Annotated in this window: 14 protein-coding genes and 2 pseudogenes; 6 read left to right on the forward strand and 10 right to left on the reverse strand. The window is 69.7% G+C overall.

Translation table 11 applies throughout. The features are described from left to right. Nucleotides 1-55 precede the first annotated feature (55 nt). Complete coding sequence (locus tag KWI83_RS17775) at nucleotides 56-370, reverse strand: DUF5955 family protein (RefSeq protein WP_218515338.1); 315 nt, start codon at nucleotides 368-370, stop codon at nucleotides 56-58. A 186-nt stretch (nucleotides 371-556) separates the two neighbouring features. On the opposite strand from KWI83_RS17775, the gene KWI83_RS17780 reads away from it, so the two are divergent. Continuing rightward, nucleotides 557-1,159, forward strand: a complete 603-nt coding sequence (locus KWI83_RS17780) for an NTP transferase domain-containing protein (RefSeq protein ID WP_218515339.1) — start codon at nucleotides 557-559, stop codon at nucleotides 1,157-1,159. Nucleotides 1,160-1,352: 193 nt separating this feature from the next. Then, a complete protein-coding gene (aceB, locus tag KWI83_RS17785) occupies nucleotides 1,353-2,978 on the forward strand; it encodes a malate synthase A (protein WP_218515340.1) in 1,626 nt (541 codons plus the stop codon). A 4-nt stretch (nucleotides 2,979-2,982) separates the two neighbouring features. On the opposite strand, the gene KWI83_RS17790 is transcribed toward aceB, so the two are convergent. The 3 genes from KWI83_RS17790 to KWI83_RS17800 form a co-directional block, all read right to left on the reverse strand. Beyond that, nucleotides 2,983-3,279 carry a SelT/SelW/SelH family protein gene (locus KWI83_RS17790; RefSeq protein WP_218515341.1) on the reverse strand — a complete coding sequence of 99 codons (297 nt, stop codon included), beginning with the start codon at nucleotides 3,277-3,279 and terminating at the stop codon, nucleotides 2,983-2,985. After that, nucleotides 3,276-4,190 carry a HipA family kinase gene (locus KWI83_RS17795; protein WP_218515342.1) on the reverse strand — a complete coding sequence of 305 codons (915 nt, stop codon included), beginning with the start codon at nucleotides 4,188-4,190 and terminating at the stop codon, nucleotides 3,276-3,278. Before KWI83_RS17795 ends, KWI83_RS17790 begins: the two co-directional genes overlap by 4 nt. A gap of 319 nt (nucleotides 4,191-4,509) precedes the next feature. Continuing rightward, the gene (locus KWI83_RS17800) at nucleotides 4,510-6,669 is read right to left on the reverse strand and encodes a UvrD-helicase domain-containing protein (protein ID WP_308122101.1); all 2,160 of its coding nucleotides are present in this window, start codon (nucleotides 6,667-6,669) and stop codon (nucleotides 4,510-4,512) included. Between the two features lie 403 nt (nucleotides 6,670-7,072). On the opposite strand from KWI83_RS17800, the gene KWI83_RS17805 reads away from it, so the two are divergent. Further along, nucleotides 7,073-7,366 (forward strand): hypothetical protein, encoded by a 294-nt coding sequence (locus tag KWI83_RS17805; RefSeq protein ID WP_218515343.1) that lies wholly within the window; start codon nucleotides 7,073-7,075, stop codon nucleotides 7,364-7,366. A 417-nt stretch (nucleotides 7,367-7,783) separates the two neighbouring features. Here the strand turns inward: KWI83_RS17805 and KWI83_RS40310 are convergent. From KWI83_RS40310 to KWI83_RS17820, 3 genes and pseudogenes are all read right to left on the reverse strand, one after another. Continuing rightward, nucleotides 7,784-7,939, reverse strand: a pseudogene (locus KWI83_RS40310) (LuxR C-terminal-related transcriptional regulator); the annotation flags it as partial. A 216-nt stretch (nucleotides 7,940-8,155) separates the two neighbouring features. After that, complete coding sequence (locus KWI83_RS17815) at nucleotides 8,156-9,340, reverse strand: MFS transporter (RefSeq protein ID WP_256362434.1); 1,185 nt, start codon at nucleotides 9,338-9,340, stop codon at nucleotides 8,156-8,158. Between the two features lie 274 nt (nucleotides 9,341-9,614). Beyond that, complete coding sequence (locus tag KWI83_RS17820; RefSeq protein WP_218515345.1) at nucleotides 9,615-11,117, reverse strand: SulP family inorganic anion transporter; 1,503 nt, start codon at nucleotides 11,115-11,117, stop codon at nucleotides 9,615-9,617. 402 nt (nucleotides 11,118-11,519) lie between these two features. On the opposite strand from KWI83_RS17820, the gene KWI83_RS17825 reads away from it, so the two are divergent. After that, on the forward strand, nucleotides 11,520-11,933 hold the full coding sequence (locus KWI83_RS17825; RefSeq protein ID WP_218515346.1) for a MerR family transcriptional regulator: 414 nt from the start codon (nucleotides 11,520-11,522) through the stop codon (nucleotides 11,931-11,933). 204 nt (nucleotides 11,934-12,137) lie between these two features. After that, entirely contained in the window at nucleotides 12,138-12,287 is a 150-nt protein-coding gene (locus KWI83_RS17830; RefSeq protein ID WP_218515347.1) for a hypothetical protein, read from the forward strand. Between the two features lie 1,926 nt (nucleotides 12,288-14,213). On the opposite strand, the gene KWI83_RS17835 is transcribed toward KWI83_RS17830, so the two are convergent. Genes KWI83_RS17835 through KWI83_RS17845 form a run of 3 tightly spaced genes read right to left on the reverse strand, consistent with a single transcriptional unit; the run spans nucleotide 14,214 to nucleotide 14,963 of the window. After that, nucleotides 14,214-14,453 (reverse strand): hypothetical protein, encoded by a 240-nt coding sequence (locus KWI83_RS17835; protein WP_218515348.1) that lies wholly within the window; start codon nucleotides 14,451-14,453, stop codon nucleotides 14,214-14,216. Between the two features lie 43 nt (nucleotides 14,454-14,496). Then, nucleotides 14,497-14,736 (reverse strand): hypothetical protein, encoded by a 240-nt coding sequence (locus KWI83_RS17840; protein WP_218515349.1) that lies wholly within the window; start codon nucleotides 14,734-14,736, stop codon nucleotides 14,497-14,499. 20 nt (nucleotides 14,737-14,756) lie between these two features. After that, entirely contained in the window at nucleotides 14,757-14,963 is a 207-nt protein-coding gene (locus tag KWI83_RS17845) for a DUF2795 domain-containing protein (RefSeq protein ID WP_218515350.1), read from the reverse strand. Nucleotides 14,964-16,087: 1,124 nt separating this feature from the next. Between KWI83_RS17845 and KWI83_RS38690 the strand changes: the two are divergent. Continuing rightward, a pseudogene (locus KWI83_RS38690) lies at nucleotides 16,088-16,840 on the forward strand (ATP-dependent 6-phosphofructokinase); the annotation flags it as partial. Nucleotides 16,841-17,307 lie beyond the last annotated feature (467 nt).

A 17,307-nucleotide genomic window follows, 5' to 3' on the forward strand; every position in this document is an offset into this window, starting at 1 on the left:
ACCAGACCCCACCCGAGCGCCGCCGACCAGGCCCGCCTGAGGCCCCCTGAGGGCCTCAGCGCCGCGGCGGCTCCCCGAACAGCTCCACCGCGTACCGCACCTGAGACAGCCCCCGCGACAGCGCGCTCACCGACCCGATCGCCCCGGCGATCAGCAGCAGGGACCGGCGCAGTCGCGGCACCTCGGGCGGGCCGTCGGCGGTCATCGCGGCGAGCGCCGCGAGTTCGTCCTCGGCGACGGCACGGTCGGGGAACTCCACGGGGTGCGCGGCCAGTTCACGGCGCAGCCGGGACACCGCGGTCCGCAGTTCCGCCACCCTCGGGTCCTCGTCGCTGCCGGTCACTCGCCTCTGCCCCAAGCTCCGCAACACAGCTCCCCCCTGGCACGTCGTGGTGCACAGTCACGCCCTGCTCCCCCATGCGCCCCCGTGACGCGGGTCGTGCGCCGGGGGACGCGGGCCAGTAAACGCCACCGGGTGCGGATCCGCCACCACGGGGACCGAAATTCAGTCCATGGACACCGCGCGGCCCCCGCGGTGTCAGGTATGCAGGGACCCATGACGGATCAGAACGAACGCCCGGTCGCCGCACTGCTGCTGGCCGCGGGCGGTGGACGCCGGCTCGGCGGCCGGCCCAAGGCGCTGCTCGAACACCGGGGCCACCCGCTGATCGAACACGCCGTCGCGGTGCTGCGCGCGGGCGGATGCGCCCGCGTGCACGTCGTCCTGGGGGCGCGCGCCGACGTCGTACGGGAGCGGGCGGAGCTGTCCGGCTGTGTGCTGGTGGAGAACCCGGAGTGGGAGCAGGGCATGGGTTCCTCGCTGCGCGTCGGGCTGGACTCGCTCGTCGGCACGGGAGCGCGGGCCGCGCTGGTGTCGCTCGTCGACCAGCCCGGGATCGGCCCGGAGGCGGTCGCTCGCGTCCTGGCCGCCTACAGGGACGAGTCCTCGCTGGTCTCGGCCGCCTACGACGGCGTACGCGGCCATCCCGTGCTCTTCGGCGCCGCGCACTGGGTGGACATCGCGGCGACTGCGACCGGCGACCAGGGGGCACGCGCGTACCTGAAGGAACACGCGGCCGGGATCCGTCTCGTGGAGTGCGGTGACGTGGCGCGGCCGTACGACATCGACACGGCGGCCGACCTGAGCCACCTTGAGTGAACGGGGTGGCACGCAGCGCCACCTTGCCTCGACTCAGAGAATCTCGACATCAACAAACCATTGAAGTTCCACGATGAGAAAACTAATATCCACTGACCAGAAGCACCCGACCGCACAACGGGTGCGATACACCCCATTCGTGCCTCCTGGCACCTGGTGCCACCGGTGCCACCGCTGAAGGAAGTGACAGCTCATGTCCGCACCAGCGCCGTCTCCGCTGGCCATCGTCGACGCCGAGCCCCTGCCCCGGCAGGAGGAGGTCCTCACCGACGCGGCGCTCGCCTTCGTGGCCGAGCTGCACCGCCGGTTCACGCCCCGGCGTGACGAACTCCTCGCCCGCCGCGCGGAACGCCGCGCCGAGATCGCCCGCACCTCCGCCCTCGACTTCCTCCCGGAGACCGCACAGATCCGCGAGGACCCCACCTGGCGTGTGGCGCCCGCCCCGGCCGCGCTGAACGACCGCCGGGTCGAGATCACCGGCCCCACCGACCGGAAGATGACCATCAACGCCCTCAACTCGGGCGCGAGGGTCTGGCTCGCGGACTTCGAGGACGCATCCGCCCCCACCTGGGAGAACGTCGTCCTCGGCCAGCTCAACCTGATCGACGCCTACACCCGGACCATCGACTTCACGGACCCCGGGTCGGGCAAGTCGTACGCGCTCAAGGCCGATGAGGAGCTGGCGACCGTCGTCATGCGCCCGCGCGGCTGGCACCTGAACGAGCGTCACCTCGTCGACGCGAACGGCACACCGGTCCCGGGCGCCTTCGTCGACTTCGGCCTGTACTTCTTCCACAACGCCCAGCGCCTGCTGGACCTGGGCAGGGGCCCGTACTTCTACCTGCCGAAGACGGAGTCGCACCTGGAGGCCCGCCTCTGGAACGACGTGTTCGTCTTCGCACAGGACTACGTCGGCATCCCGCAGGGCACCATCCGCGCCACCGTCCTGATCGAGACGATCACGGCCGCGTACGAGATGGAGGAGATCCTCTACGAACTCCGCGACCACGCCTCCGGGTTGAACGCGGGCCGTTGGGACTACCTGTTCTCCATCGTGAAGAACTTCCGCGACGGCGGCCCGAAGTTCGTGCTTCCGGACCGCAACGCGGTGACCATGACCGCCCCGTTCATGCGCGCGTACACCGAACTCCTCGTCCGCACCTGCCACAAGCGTGGCGCGCACGCCATCGGCGGCATGGCGGCTTTCATCCCGTCCCGCAAGGACCCCGAGGTCAACAAGGTCGCCTTCGAGAAGGTCCGGGCCGACAAGGACCGCGAGGCGAACGACGGCTTCGACGGCTCCTGGGTCGCCCACCCGGACCTGGTCCCGATCGCCATGGAGTCCTTCGACAAGGTCCTCGGCGACAGGCCCCACCAGAAGGACCGGCTGCGCGAGGACGTCGAGGTCAAGGCCGAGGACCTGATCGCCATCGACTCCCTCGACGCCAAGCCGACGTACGCGGGTCTGGTGAACGCCGTGCAGGTCGGCATCCGCTACATCGAGGCCTGGCTGCGCGGCCTGGGCGCGGTGGCGATCTTCAACCTGATGGAGGACGCGGCCACCGCCGAGATCTCCCGCTCGCAGATCTGGCAGTGGATCAACGCGGGTGTCGTCCTGGACAACGGCGAGCAGGTCACCGCCGAGCTGGCCCGCAAGGTCGCCGCCGAGGAGCTGGTGAACATCCGCGCCGAGATCGGCGAGGAGTCCTTCGCGGCCGGCAACTGGCAGCAGGCCCACGACCTGCTGCTGAAGGTCTCCCTCGACGAGGACTACGCCGACTTCCTGACGCTGCCGGCGTACGAGCAGCTCAAGGGCTGACGCGTCACCTGTCCGAGTGGCCCAGGGACTTCCCCGGGGCCACTCGGTCGCGTACGGCCTTCTTCACGGCCGTCGGTTCCGGGAAGCCCTGCTCCCGCCGGTCCCACACCACCTCGTCGTTCACGCGGACGACGAAGACACCGCCCGTGCCGGGCTTGAGGGACAGCTCGGTCAGTTCGGCCTCGAAGGTCGTCAGCAGCTCCTGTGCCAGCCAGGCCGCGCGCGGCAGCCACCGGCACTGGGTGCAGTACTCGATCTGGACGTGCTGGTTCTCCCGTACGTGCTGGATCCCGGACGTCATCCCAGGTGCACCGACCCATCCTGTTCCACGGCCGGTCTGCCGTGCAGGTCGGGGACCTGCTTGAGCCACTTCGGCCTGCCTTGCTGTGTCCGCGCCGCGCGCAGGGCCTCCTCGGCGGCGATCTCCTCCCGGGTGGGGAAGTCGGTGGGCAGCCAGGCGCCGGACGCCTGCACGCGCGCGTGCAGGTAGCCGACGTACGCCTCCCGGACCTTCTCGGGCGTGGCGAAGTCCAGTTCGCCGATCAGCCAGGCGTCCGGTACCTCCCACACGATCTCGCGCAGCAGCTCCTCGGTCACCTTGGGCGCCAGCTCGGCGTCCGCGGCCCGTACGTCGGGCGCGTAGTGCCCGAGGGCGTGGTGGCGGAAGTCGTACGACTTCTCGGGCGCCGACAGATCCCAGCGGTGGTGGAAGACCAGGGCCGCCCCGTGGTCGATGAGCCAGAGCCGGGGCGGCGCGATGCCGAGCGTCGGCCAGATCACCAGGTTCGAGCTGTGCACCGTACGGTCGACGTTCACGGTCAGCGCGTCGAGCCAGACGATCCGTCCCGCCTCCAGCGGATCGACCCGGAAGGTCTTCGCGACCTCCGGCGTGAGGTCCCGCGCGCCCGGCAGGTAGTCCATCCCCAGGTTGACGCCGCCGCTGGACGTGTGCAGATCACGTACCTCCTGGTGCTCCTCGTCCCCGGCGATCGCCGGGTCGAAGTGCACCAGGACCAGCTCCGGGAAGCGCAGCCCCAGCGCCCGCGCCAGTTCCCCGACGATCACCTCGGCGACCAGCGCCTTGCGGCCCTGCGCGGAGCCGGTGAACTTCACGACGTACGTGCCCAGGTCGTCGGCCTCGACGACGGCGGGGACGGAGCCGCCGGAGCGCAGGGGTGTGATGTAGCGGGTTGCGGTGACCTCTCTCAGCATTTTCTCAGGCCACCCACTTCATTGACCTTGCAATCCACGGTCGACCTCGGAGGTGCCCAGCAGCGGGAATTGCGCGTCGTCCGCCCTGGGGAGAATCTGGGGAGTTCCGACTGGCATGCAAATCTCCCTGCCTCTCCAGCAGTCGGTCAAGGGCCGTCCGCCCCTTGCTGCCGGCCTCCGGCATGAAGTGAGCATAGTAACCGAGGGTGATCGCCGGCGAGGAGTGCCCGAGCCACCGCGCCCTGTACCCGCAGATGAAAGGGGTGCCGAGCATCACCCGAGACGGGCACTCACCTGCCGGTGCTGCTCCTTGCCGAGCTCAGCCCACTCGGGCAGGGATCGCGCGATCGAGCGTTTCCGCCGTCTCCGCCTCGACGACACCGAGGCGGCTCCCGGGCTCCTTGGTGAACTCCAAGAAGCGCGAGATCGGTCCGACGTGGGTCAGGTGGAGCTCGTGCATGGCCCGGGTGCAGGCGATGTAGAGCATGCACTTGTCCATCTCGGTGGCGTAGTTCGTGTCGTCCACGTCCGGGACGATCACGGCGTCGAACTCCAGCCCCTTGGCGATGTGCGCCGAAGTGATCACGGTGCCGGCGTTGAACTCCGTGCTCTCGTAGTCGAGGAAGGTCAGCTCGACGCCCGCCGCCGACAGGGTCCGGTACAGCTCCTCCGCCTGCGCGACGGTCTTGCAGACGATGCCGAGGGAGCGGTACTCGCTTCGCCGGTGCCGCTCGACCAGCGCCAAGATCTCCGCTTCCTGCGCCTTGTGGTCCGCGGCGGCGGCGACCTGCGGTGGCAGCCCGTGCCGCTCGATCGGGACGAGCTTGTCGTTGCGCGAGATGTGCTGGGCGAAATCCGTGATCTCGGTCGTGGATCGGTAGCTCTTGCACAGCTCCAGACAGTCCGCTTCCGGGAAGATGTCGCGGATGACCGGCAGCGACGAGGAGCTGAACGGGTTCACCTTCTGGTTGGCGTCCCCGAGGATCGTCATCTTGCAGGAGAACAGCGCGCGCAGCACCGCGTACTGGACGGGCGTGTAGTCCTGCATCTCGTCCACCAGGAGGTGCCGGATGTGGCCGTAGCCCTCCTGCCGGGACGTCCTGATCATGGTGTAGACCAGCGGGAAGACGTCCGCGTACTCGATCTTCTTGCGGCCCAGCGGCTTGAACAGGCCCCTGCGCTCGGGGTGCCCGGGGTCCTGGTAGAACGCCTTGTACAGGGCGAACGCGTCCTTGTGCGGGAACATGGCGCGCACCTGCTTGCGGATGCCGTTGGTGTCCGCCGCCGACCACTTGCCGCCCTTGTCCAGCACCTGCTGGCGCAACGTGTTCGCGGCGTTCTCGGCGAGAAGATCGAGCCGGGTGAAGACGGGCAGTCCACGCGAGGCCGCGAAGGCGTCCGCGACCCACTCCTCCGACAGCCGCTTGTTCCGCTGCTCGATCTGCCGCGGGGTGAAGTCCTCGTCCCCCCGCGCGGCCAGCCACGCATCGAGCTGGGTAACGAACTGCGGCGTCGCCTTGAAACGCATCCGCTCCGCCGCCGCCGCCTCCGCCCCGTCGAGCAGCTTGACCACCTGCTCGCTGAAGGTCTCGTACTCCGTCACCTTGGCGAGGAACCGGTCGGCGATCCTCTCGAAGTCGATCTCCGCGATCTGCTCCTCACCCAGCTCGGGAAGGACGCCTGCGATGTAGTCGCCGAAGACCTTGTTCGGGGAGAGGATCATGACGTCGTCGGACGACAGGGAGTCCTTGAATCGGTAGAGCAGGAACGCCACCCGGTGCAGGGCGATCGACGTCTTCCCGGAGCCCGCCACGCCCTGCAGGATCAGCACCTTCGCCGACTCGTTGCGGATCACCTCGTTCTGCTCACGCTGAATCGTCGCGACGATGTTCTTCATCCTGTCGTCGGCGGACCGGCTCAGCTCCCGCTGCAGGACCTCGTCGCCGATGGTCAGCGCGCTGTCGAACATGTACTCGAGGCGATCGCCCGCGACCTTGTACTGGCGCTTGCCCGTGATCGTTCCGTGGACGGTCCCCGTCGGGGCCTCGAAATGCGCCTCGCCCAACTCGAAGTCGTAGTAGAGGCTGGAGACCGGGGCCCGCCAGTCGTGGACCAGGATCTCCTGTGTCTCCGGGTCCGAGAAGTCATGGACGCCGATGTAGTGGCCCTTTCCCTCCCCGTCGTCCGCCCTGCGGAAGTCGACCCGGCCGAAGTAGGGCGACTCCAGCAGGCGCTCAACATGCCGGCGCACCGTCACGGCACTGTCGCCCACGCCGACCGAGGTGTTGACCTCCGTGCGCATGGCGGCCTTCTCGGCGAAGTCCATGTCGCGCCAGTTCTCCCACATGAACTCCTTCTGCTCCTGGATGGTCTTGGCGGTCCGGTCGATGGAGGCGCCGAGCCGCTCCAGCTCCCGTTTCAGTAGACGCACCGTCTCGGCCAGATACTGACGCTCTCGTTCTTCGTCGCGTGTCTGCACGTCCGTCAAAGCCATCTCCTGTTCAGGGGTCCGCGTCGAGCCTACTGTCACGTTAGAGTAGGGTAGACGTGTGACCCGGGCGGGCGCCGACGGTTATCGCCAGCGGGGTGTGCGGCCCTTGGCCGTAGTGGCGTCGAGGTCGACCACCAGCCGCCGAGACCACCTCACAGCGACGCAAATCGTCCGCCCTCACGCGCGCGAAGCCCGCACATCCGAACGTCGCGTCACCCAGACGGGCACCGGCGCCACCCCCCGATCCGACATCGCCGGGCGAGGTGGGCGTACGGGTGGACCGCGGCAATCCATACCCTCTCGTGAGGGTAGAGTCCTTATGGGGTGCCGCACATTCGCGCATCGGGAAGCGGTCCACCGCCGTGAGATACAGGCGAAGGAGGGTGGCCCCTTGACCGGGCGGGAGTTTGAGGCAGACGGGGTCGCCGTCCGCAGGGGATGGTGGCGCACGCTCACGCGGGCCGGCAGGCTCCGGATCGGCGGGGCCCGGCTGACGCTTCTGACCAGTTATGGCGTGGAGATCGACAGCGAGGTGCTGGCGCGTGTCCGTGCGACGGCGCCCTGGTACGCTCCGGCCGGTTTCGTGCGGCTGGTGCTGGCCGGCCGGACGTACTGGATCCGGCTCAAGGCCCAGCATGCCCGGAAGGCCGTGGAGGCTGTGACGGCATGGCGCCGCGACCTGTAGGGCGCCCCGGCTGCTGCGGGCACCCGGCCGTCAGTCGGCCCCGACGGGCGGGACGCTCGTTTCGGGGCGGCGCAGCAGATCGCCGAGGCCCCGCTCCAGCATGGGGAAGGCGTGTTCGGTGGCCGCCACGGCGTCGGGGTACACGGCGCCGGGGGGTCTCCGGCGATGACGCGGTGGGCGTTCGTGGCGGCGAGGACTTCCTGTACCGCGAGGATCTGTGCCGCGATCAGTGACGCGGACAGCTCCGAGGCGCCTTCCTCGACCAGCGCCTCGGCCAGCAGCCTGCGGCTCTGCTCCTGGTAGTGCAGGTTGCGTGCCGTGAGTGCGGGCGTGTCGGCGATCACCTTCTGGGGCGCGTGGGTCAGCCCTGGGCCTGTCGTCTCCTGGCACCCAGCCGGCGTCGTGCGCGAGGATGGCCGCCTGCCCGCGGTTGATCAGGCCGAGCTTGTTCAGGATGCTGCTGACGTGGGCTTTCACGATGCCCTCCCGCATGTCCGGCGGGTGGCCGGCCTCGGCGTTGGACAGGTGGCGGACCACGCCCAGGAGGACGGCGCGTTCCCGCGCGGTCAGCACGTCCAGCCGGCGGGCCGCCGTGTCGGTGTCACGGTCGGCGGTGTCCTTGAGGAAGAAGCCACGGGCGTCGGCGCAAAGGGCGCCGTGGACTTACTCGTCCAGGCCGAAAGTGGTGCCTCCGCGCCGACCGGACGATGTGCTTGGTCCCGCCTGGTCGGACGTCGGATCCGGCACAAAGGCCCTGGGCCTCCGGACCGTTGCGGAGGCTGGCCCTGGTCAGTCCGTTGTGTGGGGAACGGCCGTCTGCGGGGGCCTGGCCAGCAGGACAGCGAGAGCCGCCAGCGCCGGCACAGCGGTGAGGGCGATGACGGCGGGCCCGTAGTGCCCGGTGAGGTCGTGACCGACGGAGACGGCGAGCGGGCCGAAGGCACTGGCCGCGATGGTGACCGTGTGGGCGCTGCCACGGATGGCGCCCAGGTGGGCGGTGCCGAAGTAGCGGGGCAGGGTGGCCGATTCCACAACGCGCAGCAGGCCGCCTGAAGTGCCGAGCAGGATGCCGTAGCCGATTGCCGTCCAGCCGGGCGAGACCAGGCGGGCGGACAGCACGCCGCAGGCCAGGATCGCCATGGCCGCAGCCAGCACGGCCTTGGGCGGGAGACGGTCGATGAGCGCTCCGACAGCGAGAGTGGCAAGCAGAGCGGCCGCGGTCTGCGGCAGGAAGTTCGCGGCGGCCTCGGCCGGGGTCAGACCGCGTTCACCGAGCAGGGCGACCTGGTGGAAGTTCAAACCGGTGGTGAGCATGCTGCTGGCCGCCAGGCAGGCGGCCACCGCCCAGAAGATGCTCGTGCGCAGGGCCTTGCGCAACGGCCAGCCGGTCAGCGGGGCATCCGGGTCGGTGTCCGCCTCCGGGGCGATGCCGTCGACATGCTGACCGACGTCGGCGGGCCGGTTGCGGATGCCGAACAGCGCCAGCGGGAGGACCACGGCCCACACGGCGATCCCCTCGATGGCCCACGCCTGGCGCCAGCCGTACTCCGCGACCAGACGCTCGATCAGCATGGGAGCCAGGGAGATCCCGGCAGTGCCGACGGCGCCGGTGATGCCCAGGGCCAGGCCGCGCCGCTTGTCGAACCAGTACGCCACCGTGGTCGTCGCCACCAGGCCCAGGGCCCCCTGCCCGGCCATGCGGATACCGATGAACCCCGCCGTCAGGCCGACGAGCCCACTGACGAGGGACAGAGCGATGAGGATCGCGCCGAAGACGGCCGCCACGACGGCGATCACCCGGCGCGGACCGTACCGGTCGATCATCCGGCCGACCAGGGGCATCGCGCACGCACCGACCAGGGTACCGGTGAGGTAGGCGGTGGAGACCTGGGTGCGGCTGACGCCGAGGTCGGCGATGAGCGGGTCGATGAAGACCGAGACACCCGTCGTCTGGCCGGGCGCGGTCATCGCCATCGCCAGCGCGCTGTAGGCGACGATGCGCCAGCCGTCACAACGCCCGCCGGATGCGGGGTCGGCGGGCGTCGCGACGGAGTCGGCTTGAATACGGAAGGACTTGGCGGTGCGGCTCAGTGTTCCTCCTCGCGGCCGCTTCCTCGTCCCCGAGGAGCGGCACCGGATGCGCGGACCGGGCTCTGGGGCGTCAGGGCATTGTCCCGGGCCCGGCCCGCCCGCGGAAAGACCGCCCTCCCCCGCTACGTCCGTGGTCGGGGAAGGGCGGCCGGTCCGGTCAGTGGCTGCCGGTCAGCTGGCCGGCGAGGCGCCCGTGCATGTCGGCGCTGGGCTTGTTCAGGCCGATGATGGTGACCTTCTTGCCCCGCTGGGCGTACTTGGTCTCGACCGCGTCCAGGGCGGCGACGGACGAGGCGTCCCAGATGTGGGCGTCGGAGAGGTCTATGACGACGTCGTCCGGGTCGTCCTTGTAGTTGAACTGGTAGACGAGGTCGTTGGAGGAGGCGAAGAACAGCTCGCCGGTGACCGCGTAGACGACCTGGTTGCCGTCGGGATCGACGACTCCGGAGACGTTCACCACGTGCGCGACGCGCTTGGCGAAGACCACCATCGCGGTGATGCAGCCCACCACGACGCCGATCGCGAGGTTGTGGGTGGCGACCACGCAGGCGACCGTGACGACCATGACGATCATCTCGCCGAGCGGCATCCGCTTGACGGTCTTCGGGGCGACGGAGTGCCAGTCGAAAGTGGCCACCGACACCATGATCATCACAGCGACCAGGGCAGCCATCGGGATGTCGGAGACGACCGGGCCGAACGCGATGCACAGCACCATCAGGAACACGCCGGACAGGAACGTCGACAGGCGCGTACGGGCCCCGGCCACCCGTACGTTGATCATCGTCTGGCCGATCATGGCGCAGCCGCCCATGCCGCCGAAGAAGCCGGTGATGATGTTGGCGACGCCCTGGCCGAGAGACTCGCGGGTCTTGCCCGAGTGGGTGTCGGTGATGTCGTCGACCAGCTTGGCCGTCATCAGCGACTCCATGAGACCGACCAGCGCGAACGCGAACGCGTAGGGAGCGATCGTCGTCAGGGTGTCCATGGTGAAGGGCACGTCCGGCAGACCCGGAACCGGAAGCGAGGACGGCAGTTGGCCCTTGTCACCGACGGTCGGCACCGCGATCCCGGCCGCCACAGTGATCACGGTCAGCACGACGATGGACACCAGCGGAGCCGGGATCACCGTGGTGACCTTCGGGAAGAACACCATCAGCGCCAGGCCGGCGACAATGAGCGGATAGACGGCCCAGGGCACGTCCCGCATCTCCGGCACCTGCGCCATGAAGATCAGGATCGCGAGGGCGTTGACGAAGCCGACCATCACGCTGCGCGGCACGAACCGCATCAGCTTGGCCACCCCGAGCGCGCCCAGAACCAACTGGAAGACGCCGCCCAGGATGACAGCCGCGATCAGGTAGCCGAGCCCGTGCTCATGGTTGAGCGGGGCGATGACCAGGGCCATCGCACCGGTCGCGGCGGAGATCATCGCCTTCCGGCCGCCCACGACCGAGATCACCACGGCCATGGTGAAGGAGGCGAACAGGCCGACCGCCGGGTCGACCCCGGCAATGATGGAGAAGGAGATCGCCTCGGGGATCAGCGCCAGGGCGACGACCAGACCGGCCAGCACCTCGGTACGGAAGACCTTCGGGGAGTCGAGCCAGTCCGGCTTGGACAGGCGGAACTTCGGGGCTGCGGGCAGCAGTGAGGACATGCAACCGTTTCTGTTCGGGTGTGCATCCGAGCCGCCGGACGCACAGCGTCGTACTGATTCCGCAAGAGGGATGGGAATCTCCGGCACACAGGTCCCACCGCAGCGGGCTGAGTGCCGGACAGAGCGGCAACCTCTGGTCGCCGGTCGGGCCTCATTGCCCGGAAGTCTTCGGAGCCGCATGGGTCCCGGTCGGGGCCCGCACTACGGCAGGATCACCCCTGCCGCGTACTGGACAGCGGAGGCGAGCACGCCAACACTCTACCCTGACGTGAGGGGAGAGTGCGAGCTGTGGCTTGTGAAACGCAGGTAAGTCCCGGCCAAGATCCTGTGATTGATCTCACGTAGACTGATTCACTTCACGTTTCTGAAACCTGACGGACGGCAGAGGGAGAGGGCTCGGCAATGGGCGAGCGGCAGATGCAGATCGGCGAGGTGGCCGAGCGGACCGGTTTGTCGCTGCGCACCATCCGCCACTACGAGGAAGTGGGCCTGGTGATCCCCTCGGCCCGCAGCAAGGGCGGCTTCCGGCTGTACACGGACTCCGACGTCGAGCGCCTGATGGTGATCCGCCGGATGAAGCCGCTGGACTTCTCCCTGGAGGAGATGCGCGACCTGCTGGACATCACCGACCGCCTCGCCGCCACGGACGCCCCGCCCGCCCGCGAGGAGCGCGAGCGTCTTCGGGAGCGGCTCGACTCCTACCGCAAGGTGGTCGACGCCCGCTGCGAGACCCTGCGGGCCCGGTTGGAGATGGCCGAGGACTTCGCCGCCACGCTGCGCCGCCGCTTGCAGGCCGACGCCCGCTCGGGTGCCTGAGCCACTTGGGCCGCGATGCGCGACGAAGGAGTCGGCCCCACACGCCTCGTGGCACCACGCGGTAGTACAGTCGCCGACGCCTTCCGGCAGCTGCGTTGACGACTCCGCTCAGGCGGTGACCGCGCCGCCGGTGCCGGTTTCGAAGGCAACCGATCCATTTCCGGGAAGGGCATCACCCAGATCGTCTCCGCCTGGGCCCGTTCCATGGCAAACGAGGAGGCCCGCGAGGGCCTCGGTGCGAGGATCGACTGGCTGGTGATGTTCGGGCCCCTGTCCGCCGGCGCGCTCGGCCTGGCCCTGAAGGGCTACATCGCCGGCACTTCCGCGATCTCAGGCTGGTCGCCTTCAGCCTGATCACACTCGGCGCCGTCCTCGCTGTCGCCGACCGGTACGCCACGAGGGCATCCCGTGGGCACGTGCCGTGCCGATCCGCATCAGCGCTGCGGTCGCGGCCTCACCGCCATGCCCCGCAGTCCAGCGCCCAGCCCGACCGCAAACCTACCCTGACGTTAGGGAAGGTTGCGTCGCTGCTGCGAGGGAGGACCCGACATGCCGCCGCCGTCGTCGGCAGGCGACGCCTCCCTGTGTCACCCGCGGGGCGGCACCCCCCGCGAACGGCCACCGGGCGAGGGCCGATCGTGTCGTCGACCGCCACCTGGTCCTGCTTGACGGGTCCCCCGCCATGCGCGTCCTGTCCTCGGGTCCGGGTGTGCACCCGCACCAAGCAACGGCACCGGCCGGGTAGCCGGACCGTACGCTCTGGCACCGTTCCCGAGCAGCAGCCAGCGCAACCCTTGCCGCGGCCCGGGAACGGTTGGAAGCAGGCCGACAGTGTCGCCGACGAGCGTCATCACTCTAACGCAACGGTAGAGTTGATGGGCAAGGGGGAGGCGATGAAACCGCTCTGCAGTGCGGAGTGTCGGCCGCCGAAGCACAGGCAGCGGATCGATGCTCCATGCCGCTGATGCTCCCTCGCCAAGGTGCGCGCAGCGCCCCGCAGCGTTCCCGGTCGCCGCGGCTCCGGCCGCACTGAATGCAAGCACGGCCGCGCCGGACGGGCGGACCCGCGAGACCGGCATGTGATCGGTCTCGCGGGCGTCGGCCAGTGGCCGCTCCGGGACGACGACCTCGTGGCTCCGCCCCTGGGGCCCGGGGCGGAACGAATGGCAGCGCCCCGACCGCCCTTCTCTTACCTTACGCGAGAGTCCAGTTGACCCATAGGAGGCTCCGTAGTGGGCAAACAAGCGCACATCTTTACGCATGCGTAGAGTTGGAGGTTGCCGAAGGCGCCAACTGGACACGCCCCTTCGGCGCGGCGGCCCCGGGTCCGTCCTCCATGCCTGTATGCATGGCCCGGGGCTGTCTTCGCCGCACCGCTCAGCATGAGGGAGACGGCCGAGTCCGAGACCAGTCGACTGCGGATACGCGACGGAGGGCGCGCGGCGGATCACGCGTGCGGCTTGCCACGCGCGCTGTTGCTGCCGTTTCCCCGGCGTCTGCGGCGACTCTCGCCGTGCCGGGAGTCGCGGCCGGATCACAGGCAGCATGGCCCGTCGGCGGCTGCCTTGCATGGAGGCGGAGCACGCCGAGCTGGTGGTTGCAGGGGGCGGTGGGCAGACGGGGAGACGCCCTCACCGGTTGGCGGCGCGTGTCAGGGGTGGATGCGCTGGAGCCAGCCGTGGGGGTGGCAGGTGATGCCGTAGAGCTCGAGGTCGCGGCGTGCCTCGAAGCGGCGCCCCTGGTCTGTGGGCTTGTGGGGGGAGCTGCGTGGCGGGGCCGTCCATGCTGCTTTGTGGCTCGGTCACAGGGGTCTTTCCATCTCCGAGTAGGGGATGCCGATACCCGCTGGGCGTGCGGTGCGGCGGATCGTGGCTGCCGGCAGGTGGCGTGCACGACCGTGCGGGACGGAACGGAGGACCGCCGCCGGCACCTGCCCCTCGGAACGATGTCCGGCTCTGCGGACTGTGGGGTTGGTGTCCGGGCGGCGCGTTTCCGCGTGGACAGTCATTTCTGCAGTCACGCCAAGCGCGTATCGCATGGTGTGGGCGCTCCGGCGAAGTGCCGGATCACCCGTCGCGTGTCAGGAATGCCTTGAGTTCCGCAGCGGGATCGGGCCTGAGTGACCGACGGCAACGGGCCGATCAGGAGCCCGTTGGCCTTCTGCGCTCACCCCCGTCCTGTCTCATCGGCAGACCGGCACAGCGGCCGTTGCGCGCCGCCGCTGACTTCGAGGCCCCCCGGGGGTGGCGGAGGTTGGGGAATGTCGGCGGCGGGCGCTGTTCAGTAAGCCCACCAGCGGCCCGTGGACAGCTGAGGTACCCAGCGGGCCATGCCGTCCTCGCCGACGCGCCGTGCGTAGGCGGTCTTCACTTGGGTGCTTTGTACGGTGCAGGAGCGGGACCAGTTCCCGCGGGCGTCGACGTACTCGAAGGCCACGTCGCCGCTCTCCGTGCGGGTGGCGCGGCCCGCGGTGAGGATCATCTCGCTGCCATCGGCCATCTCCAGCAGAAAGATCCCCATCAGGTCCCTCCCATCGGGCGTTAGTGGCGTGGCGTATGCGGTGTCAGTAACACCACCAGGTGCCGGTTGCGGGCTGGGGAAGCCAGCCGTAGCCGCCTCCGTCGAGCGGGGCCTGGCGGAAGACCGCGGTCACCGCCTCCGCCGGGTACGCCTTGAAGCGGACCGGCGGGCCGTGCTGGTCGGCGCGTTCCAGCACGATCTCCCCTTCGGCCGTGCGCCCGGCGGCGTCCGCCTCGATGACGGTGTCCTCACCACTGGCGAACTGGAGCATGAACAGGGCCATGATGCGGCTGTCCTGCCGTTTCAGGCGCCGACCGGCACACGCGGCAGGTCCTCCCAGACCTGGCGCAGTTCGGTGTAGCGGCGGTCGGGCAGCGCCGAGAGGACCTCAAGGACCTCCGGGCGGGCATCGGCGGCGGCGATGAGCATGTCGTGCTTGCTCACGGCGCCGTTGGCGAACAGTCCGGCCAGACGGTCGGCGATCTCAATGCGGGTGACCTCTTCGGCCATGGCTCTCCCCAAGGTGTGGAATACGTCAGCGCAGGCGTGCTCTTCGACGGCGCTGAACTGGTCGGGGCAGCCCGAACGGGCGGCTCTGGCACCGCCCCCGAGCAGCGGCCGAGACAACGGAGCGGACACGGCCCGGGGACGGCTTTCGAAAGCAGACCGACTAGGTCGGCGAGCAACACTACTCTAACGCAAGGGAAGAGTTGGTTGGCAAGGGTCGTATAACGATCAGCAATACCCCAGGGGAGAGTGAGGTTCCGGCGCACCCCGATGTTTCCTCATCACTGACGTTGGGTGAGAGTATGCAGCCGAGAGGGCGGCGCCGTGGAGACTGGTGACGCGCCGCCTCGCGGATCCGGAGCCGTATCCCCGTGCGGCCCGCAGGCCGCGGCCGTACGCCCCGGGGGCGAAGTTCCCGCCCGTTCTGTGCTCCCGGGGCGTCGGCATCTTCTCACTCATGGCCTGTTCTCACGGATGGAGCAGATGGAGGCGGCCCGGCAGGGATACGCAGGGGAGCATGGACATCGCGGGCGGGCGTGCCGTCGAGATCCAGCAGGTAGGCGCCCCAGGCCCGTTCGAAGCGCAGGCGCCGCGGCACACCCGCGAAGCCGCCGGGGCCCGCGAGGCCACCCGGTCGGGCAGTGCGACGCGGCCGCGCGGGGCGGCGCAGGACCGCCCCGGAGCGGCCGCACCGCCCGCCCCTGCGTGTCGGAACGAGAGGCACAGGGCATCCAAGACCGTGCGTGCATCTCTGACGTAACGCGAGAGTTCCAAGAAGGTGAAGCCACGCTGTTAACCCGGAAGGTCCATCCCAGACCCTCACGTATCGGTAGAGTAGTCGGCCGCTGCATGGGACACCTCGGCCGGCACGGCGGCTCCGGTAGGTCCTCCAGTTATACGACCGGGGCCGCCGCCCTCCCCCGGGCCACGCCCGCCCGGCTCTTGCCAAGGGCCGCCTGTCAGCTCGGTGTGGTCGGACGGCACTTCACGACCGTGCCCGTGACGGATGCTGCGCCACAGGTGGCGAGCCAGCGGTCGAGTACGGGTCGGCGGGAGCGGTGGGGGATCCGGAGACGCCGGTGACGTTTGTGTGCGGACTGCGGGACGAGGGAAGATCACGCCCCTCGGTGGCGCGCCGCCGTCTGCACACGGCGGATGGGGGCAGTCGGCGGCGAACGGCGGCGGCGCGGCTGATGTCGGACAGCGGCCTGCCCGTCGTGGGTGTGCCGAAGACCATCGACAACGACATCGCCGTCACGGACGTCGCCTTCGGCTTCGACACCGCGGTGACCGTGGCCACCGAGGCCCTCGACCGGCTCAAGACCACCGCCGAGTCCCACCAGCGCGTCCTCGTGGTCGAGGTCATGGGACGCCACACCGGCTGGATCGCGCTGCACTCCGGCATGGCGGCCGGCGCGCACGCCATCGTCGTCCCCGAACGGCCCTTTGACATCGAGGAGTTGGCCAAGCGGGTCGGCGAACGGTTCGAGGCCGGCAAGCGGTTCGCGATCGTCGTGGCCGCGGAGGGTGCCAAGCCGCGGCCCGGCACCATGGTGTTCGACGAGGGCGGCAAGGACATCTACGGGCACGAACGCTTCGCCGGCATCGCCCGCCAGCTCTCCGTGGAACTGGAGCAGCGGCTCGGCAAGGAGGCCCGGCCCGTCGTCCTCGGCCACGTCCAGCGCGGCGGCACCCCCACCGCCTACGACCGTGTACTGGCGACACGGTTCGGCTGGCACGCCGTGGAGGCCGTACACCGTGGCGAGTTCGGCAGGATGACCGCCCTGCGCGGCACGGACATCGTGATGGTGCCGCTCGCCGGGGCCGCGGAGACGCTCAAGACGGTGCCGCAGGAGCGGTGCGACGAAGCCGAATGCGTGGGTGACATGAGTCCCCGCCCGCGTGCCCGGCGTCTGCCCTGGGGCTCGGTAAAGCAGTTGCCCACCTCTGCTCCCGCCCCGGCATCATCGTCGGGATCCGACCATCCCTCACCCTCCATGGAGACCGTGTTGACCACCGACCGCTTCCCGGACCTCACCCGCACCGGCACGGCCGTGATCGGCACCCGGTATGTCGGAGACGCCGAGCGGCAGCAGCTCGTCACCGACGCCGAAGCCAACGCACTGGACTGCACGGCCCCGCCCCGGGGCCTGGCCGCCGTGAGCTGGTTCGCGAGCACGGACGGCGAGACCGTGCTGACGCTCGCACAATGGGACAGTGCCCTGGCCCACGACGCATACCTGCGCGGCGGCGGCTACGCGGCCCCGCTGGCCGGCCCGCCCCGCTACCGCCTCCACCGCAGCCTGGCCGAGGAGCATGAGACCCGCGTCCCGGGCTGCCTGATCAC

The sequence above is a fragment of the Streptomyces sp. TRM70350 genome, assembly GCF_019219825.1.
GTDB lineage: Bacteria > Actinomycetota > Actinomycetes > Streptomycetales > Streptomycetaceae > Streptomyces.